A 19,951-nucleotide genomic window follows, 5' to 3' on the forward strand; every position below is an offset into this window, starting at 1 on the left:
CTTTCAATGCGGACGTTGCTTTTTCGTCGCGCCGGGTATCGCAGCCTCGATTGCCTTTTTCATGACAGTTGGCAGGGCCTCCCCCGAAATGTCCTGACGCAATGACCAGAAATGGCCGGCCGGCGTCTCGCCGTTGCTGCGGGCCAGGAAGATTTCGAGCTCGAGGGCGAAATGGGTGAAGACATGCGAAATTGTCCCGGCGCGCTTCCAGTCAGCCGGGAACGGAGCTGCCGCTTGCGTGGTGGCGCCGTCGATGCGTGCGGTCCAGGCGGTGGTCGGCACCTCCGTCATGCCGCCCAAGAGGCCCTTGTCCGGCCGTTTGCGCAGCAGAATGGCGCCGTCTCCGCGCACGGCGACGAAAGCAGCGCCGCGTCGCAGCGGCTTATCGGCCTTTGGCAGCCGCACCGGGAAGTTTTCGGGGTCGCCTGAGACGACGGCGCTGCAATCCTCACGCAGCGGGCACAGCATGCAGCGCGGCCGGCGCGGCGTGCAGATCGTCGCGCCGAGGTCCATCATCGCCTGGGCGAAATCGCCCGGCCTTGCCGCCGGTACCATGGCCTCGACATGGGCGCGAATTTCAGGCTTGGCGTCGCTCAGCGGTGTCGTGATCGAAAACAGCCGCGATATGACGCGTTCGACATTGCCGTCGACAACGGCGGCGGGGCGGTCGAAGGCGATCGCCGTGATCGCCGCTGACGTATAGGAGCCGATGCCGGGCAGGTCCCTCAAACCGGCCTCAGCGTCGGGAAAACGGCCGCCACGCGCCGCCACCAGATCGGCGCAGGCCTTCAGGTTGCGTGCGCGGGAATAATAACCGAGCCCCGCCCAGGCTTTCATCACGTCCTCGGTTGGCGCCGCGGCCAGCGCCTCGACGTCAGGCCATTTCTCGACAAAAGCGCGGAAATAGGATTTCACCGCCTCGACCGTGGTCTGCTGCAGCATGACTTCGGACAACCAGATACGATAGGGGTCGGGCCGCACGCCGCGTGCATGCTCGCGCGGGCTCACGCGCCACGGCAACTCGCGATGATGAACGTCGTACCAGGCCAGAAGGCGCGACGCGGTATCGTCCGGCATAGCCTTGCCGGTCGGGGTTCCGGGGGTCTGGGCCTTGCGGGTCTGGTCTGCTGGTGCCATTGATCGTGTATTGGCCTGGCCGGTATTGCTGGGGTCGTGGCTGGAGAACGTACATGGCAGGGAGAACGCCCTACGGCAATCCCGTCCCGGTGAGCGATCTTGCGACCAAAATCCTCGACCCGGTGCTGCGCAAGCGGGCCGGCATCTCGATCGGTCTCGTCCAGTCCTGGGAAGAAATTGCCGGACCGCGCCTCGCCAGCCGCTCACGGCCCGAACAGATCCAGTGGCCGCGCCGCATGCATGAGGACGATCCGTTCGAGCCTGCGGTGCTGGTCATCGCCTGCGAAGGCATGGCGGCGCTGCATTTGCAGCACGAGACAGGCGAGATCATCAACCGGGTCAACGCTTTTCTCGGCTTTACGGCAATAGGCCGCATCAGGATCGTGCAAAAACCGGTGACGGCGGACAAAGGACGGCCTAAACCGACCTTCAGGCCCTTGACGGCGGCGGAGAAGACGAAGTTGTCCAGCACGGTCGAACTGATCGAGGATGACGGGCTGCGCGCCTCTCTGGAAAGGCTTGGCGCAACCATTTTGGGTGAAAGGAAGTCAAAAACCCCTTGAAGACAGTCATCGATTTGTCGTCAACATCTCGCATTCGTGATCGACGCTGTCAGGTTTCACGATTGGATTGGGGATGGAGATGCCTTAATTCGCGCCAACTCTCGCCTTTTCGTGCCTTTGCATTGCAAAATTCAACCCTTGTCAGGTGATTCGTATGAACCGTCCTCCGTTCGGCAAAAGTCTGTCTCGCAGAAACGTCCTGTCTTCGCTGGCCGCCATTCCGGCGGTGGCCCTGCTCGCCGCCTGCAGCGACTCCGGCGAACAGGCCAAGGCGGCGGATGTGAAGCCCGCTGATCCGGCAACGCCCGCCAAGCCGGCCACGCCGGCTGCCGTTCAGGTTCCCGAGTCCCAGGGCAACGTCGACATGGCCGAATTGCTGAAGCCGGGCGCGCTGCCTGACAAGCAGCTCGGCAAGGACGACGCCAAGGTCACCATTGTCGAATACGCCTCGATGACCTGTCCGCATTGCGCGCATTTCGCCGCAACCACCTTCCCGGACCTGAAGAAGAAGTATATCGACACCGGCAAGGCGCGCTATATCCTGCGCGAATTCCCGTTCGATCCGAGCGCCGAAGCCGGTTTCATGCTGGCGCGCTGCGCCAAGGATAACTATTTCCCGATGGTGGACGTGCTGTTTGCGCAGCAGGCGAACTGGGTTGGCGTGTCCAACACCAAGGATGCGCTGCTGCAAATCTCGAAGCTCGCCGGTTTTACACAGGAGTCCTTCGAGGCCTGCTTGACGGACCAGAAACTTCTGGACGATGTGAGATCGGTCCAGAAGCGCGGCGCCAATGAGTTCAAGGTCGACTCGACACCGACCTTCTTCATAAACGGTAAGACCTACAAAGGGGCGATGTCGATTGAGGAAATGTCGGCCATCATCGACCCTCTGCTCTGACATCAGGTCAGCGCTGAAGCGGCAGCGTTTCGGCGCTCGCCTTTATGGGGCGCGTGAATGAAGTTTTCGCGCCTCCGCCTCCTCGGTTTCAAGTCCTTCGTCGAGCCCGGCGAGTTCGTCATCGAACGCGGCCTGACGGGTATTGTCGGGCCGAACGGCTGCGGCAAGTCGAACCTTGTCGAGGCGTTGCGCTGGGTGATGGGCGAAAGCTCCTACAAGAACATGCGCGCGTCCGGCATGGACGACGTCATCTTTTCCGGCTCAGGCACGCGGCCCGCCCGCAACACCGCCGAAGTCACGCTTTTCCTCGACAACAGCGACCGCTCGGCTCCATCAGCCTTCAACGATGCCGATGAGTTGCAGGTGTCGCGCCGCATCGAGCGCGAGGCCGGCTCGCTCTACCGCATCAACGGCAAGGAAGCGCGCGCCAAGGATGTGCAGCTTCTGTTTGCCGACCAGTCGACCGGCGCGCGCTCGCCCTCGATGGTCGGGCAGGGCCGTATCGGTGAACTGATCCAGGCCAAGCCGCAGGCGCGCCGCGCCCTGCTCGAAGAGGCGGCCGGCATTTCCGGCCTGCACACCCGCCGCCACGAGGCCGAACTGCGGCTGAAGGCGGCAGAACAGAATCTCGAACGCCTGGACGACGTCGTCGGCGAACTGGAAAGCCAGATCGAAAGCCTGAAGCGCCAGGCGCGCCAGGCTTCGCGCTTCAAGAACCTGTCGGCCGATATCCGCAAGGCCGAAGCGACATTGCTGCATCTGCGCTGGACGCTGGCCAAGACGCAGGAAGGCGAGGCGCGCTCGGCGCTGGCGGTGGCCACCGCGCTCGTCGGCGACCGCGCCGCCGCGCAGATGGCCGCCGCCAGGGAGCAAGGCATCAGCGCCCATCGCCTGCCGGACCTGCGCGACGCGGAGGCCGCCGCCGCCGCCGCCTTCCAGCGCCTGTCGATCGCCAAGTCGCAGATCGAGGAAGAGGCTGGCCGCATCCGTGCCCGCCAGACGGAAATCGAGCGCCGGTTGCAGCAGCTCGACGGCGACATCGCCCGCGAGGAGCGGATGGTGCGCGACAATGCCGACGTTCTCGAACGCCTGCGCACCGAAGAGGCTACGCTGAATTCCGAGAACGCCGGTGCCGCCGAGCGCGAGGCCACCACCCGGGCAGTATTCGAACAGGCGGCATCGACGCTTGCGCAAAGCGAAGCCAGGCTCGCCGCGCTGACCGCCGAACGCGCCGAGGCCGCCGCCTCGCGCCATCAGATCGAACGGACTTTGCGCGAAACCGCCGAGCGCCGCAACCGCTTCGCCCGCCAGCTCGCCGAGGTCGACCGCGAACTTTCGGATATTCTCTCCAAGGTGGCCGGCCTGCCGGATCCGGCCGAAAAGCGCGTCCTGGTCGAACAGGCCATGGAGATTCTCGAGGAATCCGAGGCCGCCGTGGCGCAGGCCGAGCAGTCGGTCATCGATGCCCGCGCCGCCGAAAGCACTGCCCGTCCGCCGCTTCAGGATGCCCGGGCCGAGTTGGCGCGGATCGAGACCGAAGCACGCACGCTTGCCAAGATCCTCAACGCCGCCAGCGGTGATCTCTTCCCTTCGGTGCTCGAGCAGATCAGCGTCGAGCGCGGCTTCGAGACGGCGCTGGGTGCAGCCCTTGGCGAAGACCTCGACGTGCCGCTTGATCGCAGCGCGCCGGCGCATTGGGGTGAAAGCGAAATCCAGCCCGGCGACGCCGCGCTGCCGGAAGGTATCAAGAGCCTTGCCAGCGTGGTACGCGCCCCGGCGCAGCTTGCCCGCCGCTTGGCGCAGATCGGCATCGTCGAGGCCACTGACGGCCGCCGGTTGCAGGGGCTTCTTGCTCCAGGCCAGAGGCTGGTCAGTCGCGAGGGCGCGCTCTGGCGCTGGGACGGCCTCACCGCCAGCGCCGATGCGCCGACGGCCGCGGCACAAAGGCTGGCGCAGAAGAACCGGTTGGCCGAACTCGATGCCGAAGCGGTGCAGGCGACACTTGTACTGCGCCAGGCCGAGGAAGCGCTGGCACAAGCCGAGCAAGCGCTTCGCCAGGCGAGTGAGGCCGAACGTAACACGCGCCAGGCCGGACGCGATGCCCAGCATCGGCTGGACGCTGCTCGCAATGCGCTGGCCGAGGCCGAAAAAGCCGGCGGTGAACTGTCGAGCCGACGCGCGGCACTCGATGAGGCGCGCGCGCGCATCGTCGACAGCCATGAGGAAACCTCGGCGGCTTTCGTCGAGGCCGAAATGCTGCTGCAGGACGCGCCCGATCTCGGCGACCTGCAATTGCAGCTCGAACAGTCCTCGGCCAACGTCTCGCGCGACCGCGCCACGCTTGCCGACGCACGTGCTGTCCACGAGGGTTTGCGGCGCGAAGCCGAGGCGCGCGTACGCCGGCTCGATGCCATAGGCGCCGAACGCAGCAACTGGCTGGTGCGTGCCGAGAATGCCTCGACACAGATCGCCTCGCTCGGCGAGCGCAAGGCCGAGGCCGAAGCCGAGCGTGAACGACTGGCCGATGCGCCCGACGAGATCGACGCCAAGCGGCGCGCACTGCTGTCGCAGCTTACCGAGGCCGAGACCTTGCGCAAGGCCGCCGCCGACCGTTTGCAGGAAGCGGAGAACAGGCAATCCGAACTGGACAAGGGAGCCACATCAGCCATCCAGTCGCTGGCCGAGGCGCGCGAGACCCGCGTGCGCGCCGAGGAAAGGCTGACCGCGGCCGACGAACGCCGGCTGGAGGTCGAGGCGCGCATCCAGGAAACGCTGAACACGCCGCCACACCTGGTCATCCGCCATACCGGCCTGGAAGCCGACGATCCGATGCCCGACATGCCCGAGACCGAACGCCAGCTCGACCGGCTGAAGATCGAGCGCGAGCGGCTCGGCGCCGTCAATCTGCGTGCCGAGGAAGAACAGAAGGAGCTGTCCGACCGGCTGGAGGCGATCGTCTCCGAGCGCGAGGACATCATCGAGGCGATCCGCAAGTTGCGGCAGGCGATCCAGAGCCTCAATCGCGAGGGCCGCGAGCGGCTGCTGGCCGCCTTCGATGTGGTCAACGGCCATTTCCAGCGGCTGTTCTCGCATCTGTTCGGCGGCGGCACGGCGGAATTGCAGCTGATCGAATCCGAGGATCCGCTCGAGGCAGGGCTTGAAATCCTCGCCCGCCCGCCCGGCAAGAAGCCGCAGACCATGACGCTGCTGTCGGGCGGCGAGCAGGCGCTGACGGCGATGTCGCTGATCTTCGCCGTGTTCCTCACCAACCCGGCGCCGATCTGCGTGCTCGACGAAGTCGACGCGCCGCTCGACGATCACAATGTCGAACGCTTCTGCAATCTCATGGACGAGATGGCCAAGACCACCGATACGCGCTTCGTCATCATCACGCACAATCCCATCACCATGGCACGCATGGACCGGCTGTTCGGCGTGACCATGGCCGAGCAGGGCGTCAGCCAGCTGGTGTCGGTCGATCTGCAGGCCGCCGAAGCGATGCGCGAGGCGAGCTGACGCGCCCGGGCTTGGTAGGTCGCTGCATTCATGTTGAGGGTCGAGAGCTAGTCAGTGTGATGGCGCTGTCTTTTGGTCGGGTCGGAAGGCACTCAAGATGCCTTCTGATACAAAAAACAGCAATCAGCCCATTTACAGTGCAAAGAAAGGGCATTGCAACTTGTATGCCCGCCACTGTGGCGTTACCCCTGATAGTATTAGGCGGAAGCGGGGGAATGTATATCCAATGGAGATCAGGCTTGCACCAGCGAAATTATCAGGTGCCGACATAAGCCGTATTCCAGTCTATGAGCCTCAGTTGGGGGGGAATGTATCTCGCTATGTGAACGAATGCCTCTCTACGGGTTGGATTTCATCCCGGGGCGGATTCATATCGAAGTTCGAGACCGCATTTGCAGAATTTGTCGGCGCGGATGACGCAATAAGTGTCGCTAACGGTACCGTAGCTATCCACCTGGCGCTCGTGGCACTTGGGATAGGGCCAGGGGACGAGGTCGTCGTGCCAAGTTTCACCTATATCGCGTCTGTAAACACAATCCTACAAACCGGAGCGAGGCCCGTCTTTGTCGATTCGCTCGAATCGACACTGCAAATGGATCCCGACGCGATCCGAAGAGCTATTACACGGCAAACCAAAGCGGTGATGGCCGTTCATCTCTATGGCCATCCGTGCGAGATGGGCTCAATAATTGCCATTTGCCAAGAATATGGAATTCTTCTGATAGAAGACTGCGCGGAAGCGTTCGGGTCGCGGTGGAACGGGCAGCACGTAGGAACTTTCGGTGACGCTGCGACATTCAGTTTTTTCGGCAACAAGACGATCACTACGGGGGAAGGCGGTATGGTGCTGGCGCGCGACCCTGAAATCCTGGCGCAATGCCGTAGGCTTAAGAACCAGGGGGTTTCGGTCACTCGCGAATATTGGCACGATATCCTAGCTTATAACTATCGCATGACAAATATTGAGGCCGCCATCGGTCTGGCGCAGCTCGAGATCGCTCCAAGTATCCTTGAGATGAAGCGCCGACTGGCGGACGCATACCGTACTGACTTGTCAGGCCTGCCCCTGCGCACGCATGATCCTATCGGGGACGTTGTCCATTCTCATTGGATGTGTTCGGTGATTCTCGATCATCCGAAGGACCGTGACCCGCTACGGGCGCATCTGGCAGAACAAGGAATAGAAACCCGCCCCTTCTTTCCACAGGCTCACCGAATGCCTCATTGTTTGGCGGAGGGAGACTTCCCGGTTGGTGGTAGCCTTAGTGCTCGCGGAATCAACCTTCCAAGTTACCCTGGCTTGACTGGGGAGCAGGTCGGTCGGATTTGCGCCGATGTGCGTTCCTTTTTTGGGTAGTCTGAGGAATTAGATAACGGCGCGGCGCGCCTTGAGGTATTGGGAGTCACTGTGAATTACCCAGCAGGTAAGCTCGAAGTCGTGATCTTGACGAGCCGTGAACCAACAACTCTGCGACGTATGCCTCAGCGCAAGCTGTTGATTGGCAACGGATTTCGATCTTCGGAAGCGCTTGTCGCATATGCGATCCTGAGCTGCGAAGATAACTATCCATGATGCAGGGCCTATTGCAACGTCTGTGCAAGCCAACGCCGATAAACGCCCGCGATCCTAAGGATCCGCTTGCGTTCGTTCATATCCCGAAGACCGCTGGGACGGCATTTGTCGAATACCTGATGACGAATATCGGCGATCCCTCGAAGATAGCCCCACCCTTTATGGGGGATATGGCGACTACGCGCGATTTTAGCAGCCCATTTAGGCTCTATTGGGGGCACTATGACTACTTTCTGCTGAAAGGCACGGGAAGGAAATTCAATTACCTGACCTTCCTCCGGCATCCTTTGGCACGAGCTATTTCGCAATGGAAATCGTGGTCAATAGCAAGCAATCTGACCGACGAGTGGCTGAAAGCGATGCAGCCCTACCAGATAGAAGCTGTGCGGTTTTCGCAAACCGCAACCCTTGAAGAGTTCATTATGTCGGAGAACCCTTACATCGAAGGACACATAAGGGACGTGCAAACTCGGTATTTGGCAGACCAGCCCGACAGACCAGGCATGCTCGAGAGTGCGAAGCGTAATCTCGAGAACACTTTCACCTATTTTGGTGTCGTTGAACGCTTTGAAGAGTCGATCCAATTGTTCAGGTCGCACTTCGCGAACACGCTCCCCTACACGGTTTCTACCGGGAGCGAAAATAGGTCGAATAAGGCCACATCGGAATTGTCGCCGATTGCAATGGCACGTCTGCGCGCCCTGAATTCGAATGATTTTGAACTGTACGAGTTCGGCTGCAGGCTGTTCGACAAGAGAATCCGAGGAGTTTCCCGACGGTGACGATTGCTGGAAGAATACGGTGCGGCGCCGCCCGATGACTGGAAAAATTCCCCGCGTTATGTGGCTATTGAATCACGGCGCCGCACGTCGATTCGAGATACCAATGCTCAAGGCCTGTGGGTTCAATGAGATATTTCTCCCCAAGAATTATCCTGCTGATCCGAGCTTCCGAAGCGCATCAGTTGACTTCTCTGAAGACCAGCATCTGACAATTCCGCGGCAGGATTTGGCTATTCTTAATGGCGCCGATTGGTATGGTGATCCGGGCAAAGAAGTTTGGTCCATCGCCAATCGTCACTTTTCGCTTATTTTCTTTATCGTTCAGTCACGAGAGACTCTTGAAAGCATCTCTCGCCACTTTACGGGAACAGCTGTCTGGCGCGCCTACGGCCTTGATCGCACACTGACGTACTCGAAAATCCGTAAACATTTTACCGGGGGACTACGGAATCTAGAAGATATGGGAGATCGGATTTGGTTTGGGGAGGCATACAAAGGTCTGAGTGAAGTTGAAGACGAATTTATTCGCAAGCGGGTCGTTTACCTTCCTTTGGGACTTCCATCTCTGGAGATCGACGATCAATGGAATGGAGACGACAAGCGCATATTTTTTGTCTGCCCGGACTTGGGAATCAATCCGTACTACCGGAAAATCTATGACGATTTTAAACGTGATTTCGCCGGGTTGCCCTATGTAATTGGCGGGAGCCAGCCGATTGCGGTGAAGGATCCAAACGTGCTCGGGTTTGTCTCGCGCGAAGTGCATGAACGAAACATGCAGAACCTGCGAGCTATGTTCTACCATTCGAGCGAACCGCGTCATGTCCACTTTCACCCCTTTGAAGCTGTGCGCGCGGGCATGCCGCTCGTTTTCATGGCTGACGGAATGCTCGACAGGCTCGGCGGTGAGAATCTTCCTGGTCGAGCTCGCTCTATACCGGAGGCCAGGGCAAAATTGCTGAAGCTGTTGCAAGGCGACCCCCGCTTGGCCGACGAAATCAGGGCAAGTCAAACCAAGCTGCTTGATGCAATGAAAACCGATCGTCTGGAGCAAGTCTGGCGCGACAATCTTACTGCGGCCGTGGGACAACTGCAGATTAGCAACCCGCGCCCGAATAATGATCGCAAAAAACGCATAGCAGTCATCATCCCTGTGGGCTACCGAGGTGGGACTCTTCGTGCCGCAAAGCTGTTGGCCATGGCGATTTCTGTAGGAGGCATGCAGGCCGGAGAGGCGGCGGAGGTGGTGCTGGTTCACCTCGACGATCCATCGGTCTACTCTTCGAACGACTGGGCAGATTTGCGTGGCTCAGTCAACATCAGGTCATTTAGGTGGCGCGCCATTGATGCGGCCGAAGCGCTACGCGCAATGCGATATGCGGGGCACTCTGAGTGGGAGCCGGAGTTTGCGAAATACCTCGTAATGGAGGACGGGATACAGGAGCTTGGCGATTGCGATCTGTGGGTGGTCGTTTCGGATCGGCTTTCCCTGCCTCTTTTGCCCCTGCGCCCCAGGATATTGATGGTATTCGATTATTTACAGCGCCATTATCGGGTTACGGATTTAGAAGAGCAGATCCTCGTCAACAACCGCAGCGCAGACCATATCCTTGTAACCACAGAGTTTGCGCGTCAGGACGCCCTTCAGTACGCTGGAGTCAAAACGAGCCGAGTTACAAAGGTGCCAATGTTGGCGCCGGAACGGGGAAATGCTGTTCGTAACCGGGATGGCGAGAAAAGCCATTTTTTATGGACTACCAACGTGGGAGCGCACAAAAACCATGTGCGTGCTCTCGAAGCCTTGCAGCTCTATTATGAGATTTATGATGGGCGGCTTGAATGCCATGTGACGGGGGTCGGCACTGACGGGATCGTCAAGAGCCAGTTGCCCCATCTCCAGGGGCTTGCTCGCACCATCGCGGGCAGCCGAGTTCTAAGGCAGAAGGTCAAATTTGTGGGTGAACTCTCGGAGGCCTCTTACCGACAAAAGCTTTCTTCCGCAGCGTTTCTTTGGCATCCGGCTGAATTGGACAATGGAACATTCAGTGTCATTGAAGCTGCCCATTTTGGTGTGCCCTCGCTTTCGAGCGATTACCCTGCCATGCGGGAGATAGAAGAGCAGTTCAAGCTCGGCTTGAATTTTATGGATCAGAGAAGCGCTGACAATATGGCTGCTCAACTGCATTCGATGGAGGTCAATTTGGTCGACAAAGATCGAGCAGTTGTCGCCGCCGAAAGCCTCGCTACCCAGTCCATCGACCGCCTCGCTTCCGCCTACTGGAAAGTCGTGCGTGAGTTCATATGAAGAAATACGGAATTTTCATTGCTTACCCCCCAAGTATGGATCTTCGGACCGAAGGCCTCGGCCGATATTTGGCGGCGTTTCTAAAGGCAGCAACGGCGAAAGGCGATTGCCATTTTTCGGTGTTATGCCCGAGCTGGTCGCGACCCGCACTAATTGACTTATGTGTGGAAGCTGGCATCCAGGAACATTCGTATGGGCTTTTGGGGCCGTCTCGGACCCCGGCACTTTTCCGATTGTATAGATTTCTAAGGCGGCCGAAAAAGCTTGAGAAAAAGCAGAGACGGTCGGGGTGGTTTGTTAGTCGTGTATACCCGGCGGCGGTCGCGCACGCTGAATGGCTAAAGGAGCGCATTGCGAGCGCTCGGAGCTTTCCCGCACTTTTCGGTTGGCTTGCCTACAGCGCGCTGTTGGCGTTGCCCGCCGGGATGGCACTTCTCGCAATCCGCCTTGCCCGCAAAACTGCGCGTATTACATTTCGAGGGCTCAAGCAGGCTCCGAGGCGGATTTGGCGGGTTCTGAAAAGGCTCCCAATTGCGCTGCCCTCGAACATTCCTTTCCGGTTGTACGAGGGTATGCTCGCCCGGGAGACAGCTTTGATGATCGAGGCTGGAAATGCTGATGGAGATATATCTGCCTGGTACACGCCGGCAGCCTTTTGGCCAAATGTGAATGAACTGAAAGCACCTGTTCTCACGTGCGTGCCTGACGTTGTCATGACAGAGTTTCCGGCGGGGTTTTCCGAAATCGGGGGCGACCCCATGTTTCATTCCTACCAAACGGTCGCCAGCACCCTTCGCGCAAGCAAGAATTTCGTCACCTACAGTGAGCACATCAAGCGCGACACTCTCGTCCAGAGGTTCGGCATCGATCCGATGGCCGTTCGAATTATCCACCATGCCCCAAATGATTTGAGCGGGCCAATAAAGATCACGGGCTTCCCCGACAATGACGCAACCAGCCGAACGTACGCAAAGTCCTTGTTGCTCGGAGCAATTCGAAAGGCGAGTAACGTTGGTTATGGCAGCACCTTTGGAAATTCGGAGGTGAAGTTCCTTTTTTATGCGAGCCAATTCCGTCCTTCAAAAAATGTAATGACCTTGCTGCGTGCATACGAGTGGCTGTTGCGCAATCGACGTATCGGCCACAAGCTGATCCTCACCGGTCGCGGAGATTACGAAAGCGTCAAGGCATTCCTGGATGAGCGAAAATTGGGCGCGGACGTGCTCTGCCTTCATGCTCTTACCGAATCTGAACTCTCCGCTTGCTACAGCTTGGCGGACCTAGCGGTGAATCCCAGTCTCTCCGAGGGCGGAATGCCCTTTACGTTCACAGAGGCGCTATCGGTCGGAACGCCCGTGATAATGGGTGATATCGAAGTGACTCGCGAGATATTGACGGACTCTGCACTCTGCGAGGCCTCTCTTTTCGATCCATATGACTGGCGAGCCGTAGCCGACAAAATTGAGTGGGCGCTGAACCACCGGGACGGCCTCTATACTCAGCAGCGCAGGTTCTACAACGATGTGCTTTCCAAGCGGACTTGGCACGACGTGGTGGATGAGCACATAGCCATTCTAGATGAAATGGCGACCCGCGTTCGGCAGACAGCGCCGGCATGAAGCAACCTGCTCACAGCAGCATTTGCGTTTTGGGGTTCGGAGGTCATTCGCGCTCCGTGGCTGATGTTGCGCTTAGCATTGGAGTCAAGGAACTGCTTTTTGTCGACAGCAACGCCCGACCGAATGAGAGTTTCGCGGGTTTTCCGGTGGTCAGCGACTTGCCATCCGATCTAGGCAATGGCTGGTTCTTGTTCCCGGCCATGGGCGACAATCTCGGCCGTAAAGCCATCTGGAGTAATCCGATCTCGCCGATCGCCACCCTCATCTCGCTCAAGTCGACGATTGGCACCCTAGCTGAGATAGGCGAAGGGACGCTTGTTGCTCACCACGCGCATGTTGGCCCGGGGGCCTGTGTGGGCCGCGGTGTCATTGTCAACACAGGCGCAATCGTCGAGCACGAATGCGAAGTGAAGGATTTTTCCCACATATCAGTCAACGCGGCGGTCGCCGGACGCGCTCGGATTGGTTCGAACGTATTTGTCGGCGCAGGTGCGACCGTGATCGACGGGGTAACCATCTGTGACGACGTCATCATCGGGGCAGGTGCAACGGTAATTGAGAATATCGATGTGGCGGGCACCTACGTGGGAACACCAGCTCGTGCCATCCGATTACGGCAGGCGGGCGAGCGGGATTCGCATTAAACGCATGATTGGACGTGCTTAGTGATACCACGAACCCATAGGCTCGATAGCTATCCCTCGCCGATGGGCCTTGATCTCGAATTACTGCAGCTTGCACTGACAAGGCTAGGAAATGGCGGAAGCAACTGATCAATATCGGAACAATGGTCTTGATGGTCTGCGGGGCATAGCTGCGACGTCGGTGATTTTCTATCACGCAATTCTCTATCACCAAATTCTGATTAATAAAGTTCTTATGCCGCCAATACAGCAAATGAGTGCGGCTTATGACGTAGCGACGAAGGTTGTTCTTGCGCTTGTTAATGGGAACAGTGCAGTTATATTATTTTTTGTCTTGAGCGGCTTTGTACTTCGACTTTCTCTCGAGCGAAGCGCCGGCAGTCCGGGCATTGTCGTTGCGAATTTTATAGTGCGGCGGCTTTGTAGGCTATATCCGGCCATGTTCTTCTGCATGGCGTGCTTTCTAGTTCTGGCTATTTTCTATCAGCAAATGGGTTGGCCAGGCTTTCCAGCCCCGAACCTAGCCGACCCGCTGTTGAACGCGTTGCTTTTCAAAATCAGCTGGCACGGCCCGTCAGGCACCATACAGGCAGAGATTCTAGCCGTGCCGTTCATCCTTGCTGCGTACTTTTTCAGTCGCATATTCAGTTCATTTGCTGTGCTGATTTGCGTAGCCTATTCGATTTTTGCTTTTGGCAATCCGGAGATGGTCCTTTGGGCCCCGAACATGCACAGCTGGCTGTCCGCTTTCATGGTCGGAATGTTAGTCGCAGATGAGCGCTTGAAACAGTTTTTCTCCGACGTGACTGGTGTGGCGCTCATCCTGCTTTGCGTCGCGTTCTTTGTCTTGAGGGCTGTAACCAACATGGGCGGCATTCAGAGCGCCATGGGGCAGACCGTGGTCAGCGGGGGGCTTGTCGGTGCCGTCTACTACGCTTCGCCGAAGCTGGCAGTAGTTCGCTTTCTGAACTGGCATCCGGTCCTGTTTCTGGGGCGTATCAGCTATAGCCTTTATCTGCTCAACGTCATTTGGCTGTTTGTCGCTTGGTCGATAGTGGCGCCTCTTGACGTATACCCCACTCATCCCCTTTTGACTGGACTGATCGTTGGAAGCGTCGTGCTCCTATTAACGATCCCCTTCGCGGCGCTCTCCGAACGTATCTTCGAGCAGGGAGGCATTTGGCTGGGTCGGAAGCTGACGCTGGGGCTACCCACGCTTACCGATCGCCGGGTCGCGCCGCTAGTTTCAACCTGAAACGCACTTTGGAGCACACCAAGATCTCATGGTGGGTAGTTACGAGCGTGGTGACGATTGGCGGCTTGATGGCTGGGGCGCCAGGATTCGAACCTGGGAATGTCGGTACCAAAAACCGATGCCTTACCACTTGGCGACGCCCCAATTGCCGTCAGAGTCGCTTGTGCGGCGCGTTATTAGCAGAGCAGCCGAAAAGCACAATGCTTTATGAGCGAGGGCAAGAACGCCCAAATCGAGCCATCCACAATGCCACCGGATCCTGCCCAAGCGGGCTATTCACTCCAGACAGCCAGCTCATTGCCTGCCGGATCGACGAAGTGAAATCGTCGGCCGCCGGGGAACGCGAAGATCGGCTTGACGATCGTGCCGCCGGCGCTTTCGACGGCGCTCAGCGTTTCCTCGAGGTTGTCGCTATAGAGCACCGGCAGAGGCTTGGCCGCTGCTTCCGAGGCATCGGCCTGAAAACCGCCATCCAGGCCTTCGGCAAAGGCCGAATAGGTCGGCCCATAGTCGGTGAACGACCAGGCAAAGGCGGAACTGTAGAAAGCCTTCAACCGGTCCAGCGTGCCGCCGGTCGCCGGCATTTCCAGATAGTCGAGTTTTCCAGTCAGTTTCATGGGGGCACCTCTATGTTCCCTTTGTGTTCTAGTCGTCGAACCCTGAGGGGGCAAGTCTTTTTGCCGCATGCCCGGGCGAGGCTTTTTCTTAATCGATTGTAGCGGCAGGACGGCTTTGCCGGCGCTTGCCTTTCGCACTGCAGCATCATATCGCTCCAAAGTCGGAGCAGGGCGGAACTTTCCGTTTCGCCAATCTTTCCAATCTCCTGCAACCGGAGAGCAAAGCATGACCAAATGGGTTTTCACCTTTGGCGATGGTGCGGCGGAAGGCCGTGCCAGCGACAGGAATCTGCTGGGCGGCAAGGGCGCCAACCTGGCCGAGATGTGCAGCCTGGGGCTGCCGGTGCCGCCGGGCTTCACCATCACCACCGAGGTCTGCAACGCCTTTTACGCCAACGGCCGTGCCTATCCGGCGGGGTTGGAAGCCGATGTCGCCGTCGCGCTCGATCAGATCGGCCGGCTGACCGGCCGCCGGTTCGGCGATCCGTCGAAGCTGCTGCTTGTGTCGGTGCGCTCCGGGGCCCGCGCCTCGATGCCGGGCATGATGGACACCGTGCTCAATCTCGGCCTGAACGATGAGACCGTCGAGGCGCTGGCCACCGATTCCGGCGATGCCCGCTTTGCCTACGACAGCTATCGTCGTTTCATCCAGATGTATTCCGATGTCGTCATGGGCCTCGACCACGAGGTGTTCGAGGAAATCCTGGAGGACCAGAAGGGCGGATTGGGCCATGAACTCGACACCGAGTTGACGGCAGCCGAATGGCAGGGCGTCATCGAACTCTACAAGGCCAAGGTGGAGGAGGAACTCGACAAACCCTTCCCGCAGGATCCGAACGAACAGCTCTGGGGCGCCATCGGTGCGGTGTTCTCGAGCTGGATGAACAACCGCGCCATCACCTACCGGCGTTTGCACGACATCCCCGAAAGCTGGGGCACGGCGGTCAACGTCCAGGCCATGGTGTTCGGCAATATGGGCGAGACCTCGGCCACCGGCGTCGCCTTCACCCGCAACCCGTCGACCGGCGAAAAGCAGCTCTATGGCGAGTTCCTGGTCAACGCGCAGGGTGAGGATGTCGTCGCCGGCATCCGCACGCCGCAAAACATCACCGAGGCCGCCCGCATCGCCGCCGGCTCCGACAAGCCTTCGCTGCAGAAGTTGATGCCGGACGCCTTCCAGTCCTTCGTCACTATCTCCGACAGCCTGGAAAAGCACTACCGCGACATGCAGGACCTCGAATTCACCATTGAGCGCGGCAAATTGTGGATGCTGCAGACCCGGTCGGGCAAGCGCACCGCCAAGGCGGCGTTGAAGATTGCGGTCGAAATGGCAAGGGACGGCCTGATCACCAAGGAGGAAGCCGTCGCGCGCATCGACCCCGCCTCGCTCGACCAGTTGCTGCACCCGACCATCGACCCAAAGGCCGCGCGCGACGTCATCGGCGTCGGCCTGCCGGCGTCGCCCGGAGCCGCCACCGGCGAGATCGTCTTTTCCTCGGGCGATGCCGAGGATCTGAAGACGCAAGGCCGCAAGGCGATCCTGGTGCGTATCGAGACCAGCCCTGAGGACATTCACGGCATGCATGCGGCCGAGGGCATCCTGACCACGCGCGGCGGCATGACCAGCCATGCCGCCGTCGTCGCGCGCGGCATGGGCAAGCCTTGCGTGTCTGGCGCCGGCTCGCTGCGCGTCGACTACAAGGCCGGCACGCTCCTCTCGATGGGACAGACTTTCCGCAAGGGCGACATCCTCACCATCGATGGCAGCAATGGCCAGGTGTTGAAGGGGGCCGTATCGATGCTGCAGCCCGAACTATCAGGCGATTTCGCCGCCATCATGGAATGGGCCGACGCGGTGCGCCGCATGAAGGTGCGCACCAACGCCGAAACGCCGCTCGACGCCCGCATGGCCCGTTCTTTCGGCGCCGAAGGCATCGGTCTCTGCCGCACCGAGCACATGTTCTTCGACGGTGAGCGCATCGTCGCCATGCGCGAGATGATCCTGGCCGACACCGAGAAGGAGCGGCGCGCCGCCCTTGCCAAGCTTCTGCCCATGCAGCGCTCGGATTTCCTGGAATTGTTCGAGATCATGGCCGGCCTGCCGGTGACGATCCGCCTGCTCGATCCGCCGCTGCATGAATTCCTGCCCAAGACCGAAGCCGAAATCGCCGAGGTCGCGGCCGTCATGAATGTCTCGCCCGACAAACTCAGGCAGCGCACCGAGGCCCTGCACGAATTCAACCCGATGCTCGGCCATCGCGGCTGCCGGCTGGCCGTCTCCTATCCCGAGATTGCCGAGATGCAGGCGCGCGCCATTTTCGAGGCGGCCGTCGAGGCCGGCAAGAAGGCCGGCGCGCTGGTCGTGCCCGAGATCATGGTGCCGCTGGTCGGTCTCGTGAAGGAACTCGATTATGTGAAGGCGCGCATCGATGCCGTCGCCAAGAGCGTGATGGACGAGACCGGCGTCAAGATCGATTACCTCACCGGCACGATGATCGAACTGCCGCGCGCGGCGATCCGCGCCCATGTCATCGCCGCTACGGCCGAGTTCTTCTCCTTCGGCACCAACGATCTTACCCAGACCACCTTTGGCATCTCACGCGACGACGCGGCCTCGTTCCTGGAAACCTACCGCCAGAAGGGCATCATCGAGCAGGACCCATTCGTCTCGCTCGACATCGACGGCGTTGGCGAACTGGTGCGCATGGCGGCGCAAAAGGGCAGGGCGACCCGGCCCGACATCAAGCTCGGCATCTGCGGCGAACATGGCGGCGACCCGGCATCGATCCGTTTCTGCGAGGAGGTCGGGCTCGACTATGTGTCGTGCTCGCCCTATCGCGTGCCGATCGCCAGGCTGGCGGCCGCGCAGGCCGCGGTGCTGGTCGCGAAGGCAGGCAAAGGTTAGGATCTTAGGCCTCGCTAAAATTTACCGTTTTGTATGAAAACTCACGCGAACGTGCTAACGGCATTGCGTAATCTCGACATTGTTCCTGCCCAATTTGCGGAGGTCCCGCAAATTGTCCCCGGAAGCACATGTTGCAGATCTCACCCGCGCCGTTCCGCTCGATCCTGATCATTCAAACGAAGTTCATCGGCGATATCGTTCTTGCCTCGACGCTCGCCAGGAACCTGCAACTCGAATTCCCGGGCGCCAGGATCGTGTTCCTTTGCGAGGCTCATTTCGAGAGTTTCGTGGTGGCGCATGGCATCGCTTCCGAGGTGGTTGCATTCAGGCGGTCCCGCATGCGGGGCACCCCGCTGGAGCGTGGGCAAGAGCTCTATGCCATGGTGCGGGCTCTGCGCCGCTACCGCTTCGACCTGACGATCGATCTGACCGATTCCAAGACTTCGCGCCTCGTCAGCGGGCTCGTCAACGCAAAGACACGCGTCGGCTACAATCCGCCCGAAAGGCCCCTGAAACTGCTGGAGCGGCAGCCCGCCAATCTGTTTGCAAAACCGCAGGGGTTTGGCGGCCAGCATTTTGTCTATCGCTATCTGTCGCCCCTTGAAGCGCTTGGCATCGATCTGCGTGTGACGGTGCCAAGCATTCAGCCGCTGCCGTCGGAGACCGTGAAAGCCCTGGCGCTTCTGAGCAGGCACCGTCTCAAGCCAAATGGCTTCGTCGCCGTGCATGCGGGTGCGAGCTTCGAGGGCCGGCAATGGCAGCCGGAACGATTTGCCGAGGCGATCGACGAGATTGCAACCGACACGGGATTGGCCGTTGCCCTGGTGGGAGGCCCAGACGAACGCGAGGCCGCCGGGCGGATTATCGCCGGAACGGCGACGCCGGTCGTCGACCTTGTCGGGTCGCTGTCGCTCGAGACCTTGCTGGCTGTCCTCAAACAGGCGCGGCTGTTTCTTGGCAATGAGAGCGGCCCGATGCATATGGCCGCCGCCGCGGGTACACCGGTTGTCGGGCTTTTCGGCCTGACGCATCCGTCGCGCTGGGGGCCTGTCGGCGTGCCCAGCATCGCGCTTCGGCCGTCGATGCCATGCGATTGCGTGGCCAAGGGCTTGTGCCGCCCGAAGGACCCCAGCAAGGCGTGCTGCGTGTGGCGCCTGGAGGTGAAGCCTGTCGCCGAAGCGGCGCGCGAGCTCCTCGCGCGCACCGAGATGAAGCGGGAACGCGCTGTCTGAGCGGCGATCGAACGTTGAAGGCTGTCGAATGGTTCGGTGCACCAGCGCGCGGTCAAATTGCCGCGCCGGGCATTTTTCTGCTATCCATCGTCCCGATTTCCGCCTTCATGCGGGTCTTGGGATACCGGCTTGAAATCGCCAATCAGGAATTCGGTTTGATGCGTCTGCTGCAAAGACATCTCTGCATGATCGCCATGTCGTTGGTGGCTGTATCCAGCGCCCATGCCGCGCCGCTGGTCGAGCCCACGCTGCACATCAAGCCCGCGGCAAGTGGGGCCGGCCGCGTGGCACTCACGCTCGATGCCTGCGGCGGACAGACCGACACACGCATTCTCTCGGCGCTGGTGGACAATAAGATCCCGGCCACCATTTTCGTCACCGGCATCTGGCTGAAGCGCAACGCCGCGGCGGTCGAGATCATGCGGGCGCATCCCGATCTTTTCGAACTGGAAAATCACGGCGGGCGCCATGTTCCGGCGGTCGATACGCCGCAGAAGATTTATGGCATCCGCAGCGCCGGCAGCCCGGAAGCTGTGCTGGCCGAAGTCGAGTCGGGGGCAGCGGCGCTTGCCAGGACCGGCGAGCCGGCGCCGAAATGGTTCCGCGGCGCAACCGCCGAATACAGCCCCTCGGCGATCGCGATGATCCGCAAGGCCGGCTTCAAGATTGCCGGCTTCTCGATCAACGGTGATGGCGGCTCGCTGCTGGGCGCCAGGGAAACAGCCAAGCGCATCGCTGAAGCCAAGGACGGCGACGTCATCATCTCACACATCAACCAGCCGACCCATGCCGCCGGCGAGGGTGTGGTTCAGGGTCTGCTGGCGCTGAAGGAAAAAGGCATGACCTTTGTGCGTCTCGACGACGCCGACGGCTTCGGCAACAACGGCACCACCGATTGAGGGTGA

Annotated in this window: 14 protein-coding genes and 1 tRNA gene; 12 read left to right on the forward strand and 3 right to left on the reverse strand. The window is 60.1% G+C overall.

All coding sequences use genetic code 11. The annotated features are described in order from the left end of the window. Positions 1 to 3: 3 nt before the first annotated feature. Entirely contained in the window at positions 4 to 1,077 is a 1,074-nt protein-coding gene (mutY, locus tag AC1D05_RS25065; RefSeq protein ID WP_477444547.1) for an A/G-specific adenine glycosylase, read from the reverse strand. Positions 1,078 to 1,190: 113 nt separating this feature from the next. Here mutY and AC1D05_RS25070 point away from each other — a divergent pair, with 113 nt between their 5' ends. The 9 genes from AC1D05_RS25070 (at position 1,191) to AC1D05_RS25110 (ending at position 14,292) form a co-directional block, all read left to right on the forward strand. Continuing rightward, entirely contained in the window at positions 1,191 to 1,700 is a 510-nt protein-coding gene (locus AC1D05_RS25070) for a DUF721 domain-containing protein (protein ID WP_477444412.1), read from the forward strand. A gap of 154 nt (positions 1,701 to 1,854) precedes the next feature. Beyond that, positions 1,855 to 2,598, forward strand: coding sequence for a DsbA family protein (locus AC1D05_RS25075; RefSeq protein WP_477444413.1), 744 nt, complete (start codon positions 1,855 to 1,857; stop codon positions 2,596 to 2,598). 57 nt (positions 2,599 to 2,655) lie between these two features. After that, the gene (gene smc, locus AC1D05_RS25080; RefSeq protein WP_477444414.1) at positions 2,656 to 6,114 is read left to right on the forward strand and encodes a chromosome segregation protein SMC; all 3,459 of its coding nucleotides are present in this window, start codon (positions 2,656 to 2,658) and stop codon (positions 6,112 to 6,114) included. A 226-nt stretch (positions 6,115 to 6,340) separates the two neighbouring features. Further along, entirely contained in the window at positions 6,341 to 7,471 is a 1,131-nt protein-coding gene (locus tag AC1D05_RS25085) for a DegT/DnrJ/EryC1/StrS family aminotransferase (RefSeq protein WP_477444415.1), read from the forward strand. A gap of 212 nt (positions 7,472 to 7,683) precedes the next feature. Further along, positions 7,684 to 8,469 (forward strand): sulfotransferase family 2 domain-containing protein, encoded by a 786-nt coding sequence (locus AC1D05_RS25090; RefSeq protein ID WP_477444416.1) that lies wholly within the window; start codon positions 7,684 to 7,686, stop codon positions 8,467 to 8,469. 34 nt (positions 8,470 to 8,503) lie between these two features. After that, a complete protein-coding gene (locus tag AC1D05_RS25095; protein ID WP_477444417.1) occupies positions 8,504 to 10,774 on the forward strand; it encodes a glycosyltransferase in 2,271 nt (756 codons plus the stop codon). 596 nt (positions 10,775 to 11,370) lie between these two features. Continuing rightward, the gene (locus AC1D05_RS25100) at positions 11,371 to 12,393 is read left to right on the forward strand and encodes a glycosyltransferase (RefSeq protein ID WP_477444418.1); all 1,023 of its coding nucleotides are present in this window, start codon (positions 11,371 to 11,373) and stop codon (positions 12,391 to 12,393) included. After that, positions 12,390 to 13,037: a NeuD/PglB/VioB family sugar acetyltransferase gene (locus AC1D05_RS25105; RefSeq protein ID WP_477444419.1), complete on the forward strand. Its 648-nt coding sequence runs from the start codon at positions 12,390 to 12,392 to the stop codon at positions 13,035 to 13,037. Before AC1D05_RS25100 ends, AC1D05_RS25105 begins: the two co-directional genes overlap by 4 nt. 112 nt (positions 13,038 to 13,149) lie before the next feature. After that, complete coding sequence (locus tag AC1D05_RS25110; RefSeq protein ID WP_477444420.1) at positions 13,150 to 14,292, forward strand: acyltransferase family protein; 1,143 nt, start codon at positions 13,150 to 13,152, stop codon at positions 14,290 to 14,292. A 69-nt stretch (positions 14,293 to 14,361) separates the two neighbouring features. Here the strand turns inward: AC1D05_RS25110 and AC1D05_RS25115 are convergent. Continuing rightward, a tRNA-Gln gene (locus AC1D05_RS25115) sits at positions 14,362 to 14,436 on the reverse strand. Positions 14,437 to 14,564: 128 nt separating this feature from the next. Further along, a complete protein-coding gene (locus AC1D05_RS25120; protein ID WP_477444421.1) occupies positions 14,565 to 14,909 on the reverse strand; it encodes a VOC family protein in 345 nt (114 codons plus the stop codon). Between the two features lie 226 nt (positions 14,910 to 15,135). Here AC1D05_RS25120 and ppdK point away from each other — a divergent pair, with 226 nt between their 5' ends. The 3 genes from ppdK (at position 15,136) to AC1D05_RS25135 (ending at position 19,945) form a co-directional block, all read left to right on the forward strand. Further along, a complete protein-coding gene (gene ppdK / locus AC1D05_RS25125; RefSeq protein WP_477444422.1) occupies positions 15,136 to 17,814 on the forward strand; it encodes a pyruvate, phosphate dikinase in 2,679 nt (892 codons plus the stop codon). Positions 17,815 to 17,942: 128 nt separating this feature from the next. Beyond that, the gene (locus AC1D05_RS25130; protein WP_477444423.1) at positions 17,943 to 19,046 is read left to right on the forward strand and encodes a glycosyltransferase family 9 protein; all 1,104 of its coding nucleotides are present in this window, start codon (positions 17,943 to 17,945) and stop codon (positions 19,044 to 19,046) included. Between the two features lie 158 nt (positions 19,047 to 19,204). Then, complete coding sequence (locus AC1D05_RS25135) at positions 19,205 to 19,945, forward strand: polysaccharide deacetylase family protein (RefSeq protein ID WP_477444424.1); 741 nt, start codon at positions 19,205 to 19,207, stop codon at positions 19,943 to 19,945. Positions 19,946 to 19,951: the final 6 nt, after the last annotated feature.

This window comes from Mesorhizobium sp. P2_E9 (assembly GCF_056403815.1).

Coding starts and splice junctions, on each gene's coding strand:
- smc (WP_477444414.1), top strand. CDS start 2,656: ATGAAGTTTTCGCGCCTCCGCCTCCTCGGTTTCAAGTCCTTCGTCGAG.
- AC1D05_RS25085 (WP_477444415.1), top strand. CDS start 6,341: ATGGAGATCAGGCTTGCACCAGCGAAATTATCAGGTGCCGACATAAGC.
- AC1D05_RS25095 (WP_477444417.1), top strand. CDS start 8,504: ATGACTGGAAAAATTCCCCGCGTTATGTGGCTATTGAATCACGGCGCC.
- AC1D05_RS25090 (WP_477444416.1), top strand. CDS start 7,684: ATGATGCAGGGCCTATTGCAACGTCTGTGCAAGCCAACGCCGATAAAC.
- AC1D05_RS25105 (WP_477444419.1), top strand. CDS start 12,390: ATGAAGCAACCTGCTCACAGCAGCATTTGCGTTTTGGGGTTCGGAGGT.
- mutY (WP_477444547.1), bottom strand. CDS start 1,077: ATGCCGGACGATACCGCGTCGCGCCTTCTGGCCTGGTACGACGTTCAT.
- AC1D05_RS25075 (WP_477444413.1), top strand. CDS start 1,855: ATGAACCGTCCTCCGTTCGGCAAAAGTCTGTCTCGCAGAAACGTCCTG.
- AC1D05_RS25070 (WP_477444412.1), top strand. CDS start 1,191: ATGGCAGGGAGAACGCCCTACGGCAATCCCGTCCCGGTGAGCGATCTT.
- AC1D05_RS25130 (WP_477444423.1), top strand. CDS start 17,943: ATGTTGCAGATCTCACCCGCGCCGTTCCGCTCGATCCTGATCATTCAA.
- AC1D05_RS25100 (WP_477444418.1), top strand. CDS start 11,371: ATGATCGAGGCTGGAAATGCTGATGGAGATATATCTGCCTGGTACACG.
- ppdK (WP_477444422.1), top strand. CDS start 15,136: ATGACCAAATGGGTTTTCACCTTTGGCGATGGTGCGGCGGAAGGCCGT.
- AC1D05_RS25135 (WP_477444424.1), top strand. CDS start 19,205: ATGCGTCTGCTGCAAAGACATCTCTGCATGATCGCCATGTCGTTGGTG.
- AC1D05_RS25120 (WP_477444421.1), bottom strand. CDS start 14,909: ATGAAACTGACTGGAAAACTCGACTATCTGGAAATGCCGGCGACCGGC.
- AC1D05_RS25110 (WP_477444420.1), top strand. CDS start 13,150: ATGGCGGAAGCAACTGATCAATATCGGAACAATGGTCTTGATGGTCTG.